This window comes from Methylobacterium sp. WL116 (genome assembly GCF_008039455.1).
Classification (GTDB): Bacteria; Pseudomonadota; Alphaproteobacteria; order Rhizobiales; family Beijerinckiaceae; genus Methylobacterium.
Window position 1 is genome coordinate 1 of record NZ_VRUV01000592.1, and the last position, 2595, is coordinate 2595.

General features: G+C 66.9%; 2 protein-coding genes. Both read left to right on the top strand.

All coding sequences use genetic code 11. The features are described 5' to 3' along the window. Positions 1 to 107: 107 nt before the first annotated feature. The gene (gene istA, locus FV223_RS24950) at positions 108 to 1607 is read left to right on the top strand and encodes an IS21 family transposase (RefSeq protein WP_147729478.1); all 1500 of its coding nucleotides are present in this window, start codon (positions 108 to 110) and stop codon (positions 1605 to 1607) included. Continuing rightward, positions 1604 to 2473: an IS21-like element ISMex8 family helper ATPase IstB gene (istB, locus tag FV223_RS24955; protein ID WP_147729479.1), complete on the top strand. Its 870-nt coding sequence runs from the start codon at positions 1604 to 1606 to the stop codon at positions 2471 to 2473. Before istA ends, istB begins: the two co-directional genes overlap by 4 nt. The last annotated feature ends 122 nt before the right edge of the window (positions 2474 to 2595 follow it).

The window sequence follows — 2595 nt, forward strand, 5'->3', positions numbered from 1 at the left end:
TGTGTAGGGCGGTGACAAAACCATCCACTGGAGCGTCGGCGGGGTGCTGATGCGGCCGGGGTAAAAGCCGGCCAGTGGAGAGGCTTCTCTTTCGGGAGGGGCCCAGGATGTTTGCCGTGGAAGTCTACGCGGCCGTTCGGCAGTTCGTTTTCATCGACGGCCACTCTCGTCGTGAGGCAGCTCGGGTATTCGGGCTCAATCGCGAGACGATTGCCAAGATGTGCCGGTTCTCACTGCCACCGGGCTACACGCGCTCGAAGCCGATCGAGAAGCCGAAGCTGGGGCCGCTGCTGCCGGTGATCGATGCGATCCTGGAGGCGGACCGGATCGCACCCGTCAAGCAGCGTCACACGGCCAAGCGGATCTTCGAGCGTCTGCGCGACGAGCACGGCTACGGCGGCGGCTACACGGTGGTGAAGGACCACGTCCGGATCGCACGCGCGAGCGGGAGGGAGACCTTCGTGCCGTTGGCGCACCCGCCGGGTCATGCCCAGGTCGACTTCGGCGAAGCGATCGCCACCATCGGCGGCGTACGCCGGAAGATCCACTTCTTCTGCATGGACCTGCCGCACTCCGACGCCTGCTTCGTGAAGGCGTATCCGCGGGAGACCACCGAGGCGTTCCTCGACGGGCATGTCGCTGCCATGGAGTTCTTCGACGGCGTGCCGCTGTCGATCCTCTACGACAACACCAAGATCGCGGTCGCCAAGATCTGCGGCGGAGGCCAGCGCGAACGTACCCGTGCCTTCACCGAGCTGGTGAGCCACTACCTGTTCCGGGACCGCTTCGGGCGTCCGGGCAAGGGCAACGACAAGGGCAAGGTCGAAGGCCTGGTCAAGTACGCCCGGTCCAACTTCATGACCCCGGCCCCGGAGGCCGCCTCGTTCGAGGCGCTGAACGCGGATCTGGAGCGACGCTGCCGGACCCGGCAGGATGAGCGGGCCGGACAGCATGCCGAGAGCATCGGCACGCGACTGGTCGCCGATCGTGCCGTTCTGCGTTCCTTGCCGGCGGTCCCGCTGGAGCCGTGCGAGAAGCGGACTGGGCGGGTCTCCTCGACCGCGCTGGTTCGCTACCGCTGCAACGACTACTCGGTGCCGACCGCCTACGGCTTCCAGGACGTGCTGGTGAAGGGCTTCGTCGATGAGGTCGTGATCCTGTGTGGCGGCATCGAGATCGCCCGGCATGAGCGCAGCTACGGCACGGGCGTGTTCGTGTCCGATCCGCTGCATTACCTCGCGCTGATCGAGACCAAACCGAACGCTCTCGACCAGGCGGCCGCGCTCCAGGGCTGGGATCTGCCCAAGGCGTTCCAGCACCTGCGCCACCTCTTGGAGGCGCGCATGGGTAACCGCGGCAAGCGCGAGTTCATCCAGGTGCTGCGCCTGATGGAGGCGATGCCGAAGGACGTCGTGGCCTCGGCCGTCACCGACGCGATCCGGCTCGGGGCGATCGGCTTCGACGCGGTCAAGCTGATCGCGCTGGCCCGGCTCGAACGACGACCGCCCCGGCTCGACCTGGCGGCCTATCCGCATCTGCCCAGGACCATGGTGAGGACGACCGTGGCCGCCGACTACGCCGTGCTGGTGCCGGAGGTGGCGGCATGAGTGCGGCACGTGACGAGACGGGGCCGGGCGGCACCACCGGCGGCACGCCGGGGATCCTACTCGCCCACCACCTCAAGCAGCTGAAGCTACCCACGGTGCTGCGCGAGTACGACAAGGTTGCCCGCGAGTGTGCCCAGGGCGGCATCGACCACCCGCGCTACCTGCTCCGGCTGGTCGAGCTGGAACTCATCGATCGGGAGCGGCGCATGGTCGAACGCCGGATCCGGACGGCACGCTTCCCGGCGGTGAAGAGCCTCGACACCTTCGACTTCACCGCGATCCCGAGCCTGAACAAGATGCTCGTGCTGGAGCTGGCGCGCTGCGGCTACATCCTCGGTCGAGAGAACGTCATCGCACTCGGCAACTCCGGCACCGGCAAGACCCACATCGCCTTGGCTCTCGGCCTGGCGGCTTGCCAGAAGGGCTTCTCGGTCGCGTTCACCACCGCGGCCTCTCTGGTCAACCAGCTTCTGGAGGCCCGCGACGAGCGCCGTCTGCTCCGGCTGCAGCGTGAACTGGCTTCGGTTAAGCTCCTGATCGTCGATGAACTCGGCTACGTGCCGCTCTCGCCGACGGGGGCCGAGTTGCTGTTCGAGGTCTTCTCCCAGCGCTACGAGCGTGGCTCGACCGTGGTGACCTCGAACCTGCCATTCGAGGATTGGACCTCGGTCCTGGGCTCGGAGCGGCTCACCGGCGCGCTGCTCGACCGGCTGACCCACCACGTCAGCATCTTGAGCCTGAACGGCGACAGCTACCGCCTCAAATCCTCCCGCAGCCGAAGCGGCTGCGGCGATGGCAGGGCGGAGCAAAACCAGGCCACCACCGATCCCCACGATGCCGAGACGGGCGAGATCCTACCGGCTTGAGCCTCATGGTCGGCGATAAACGATGAAGGGGCCCGATCGGGCCCCTTCATCGTTCAAGCTGCGGCCGCCATTGGCCTGGTTTTACTCCGCCACAGCGGCCTGGAATTGGTCCGCCCTTTACA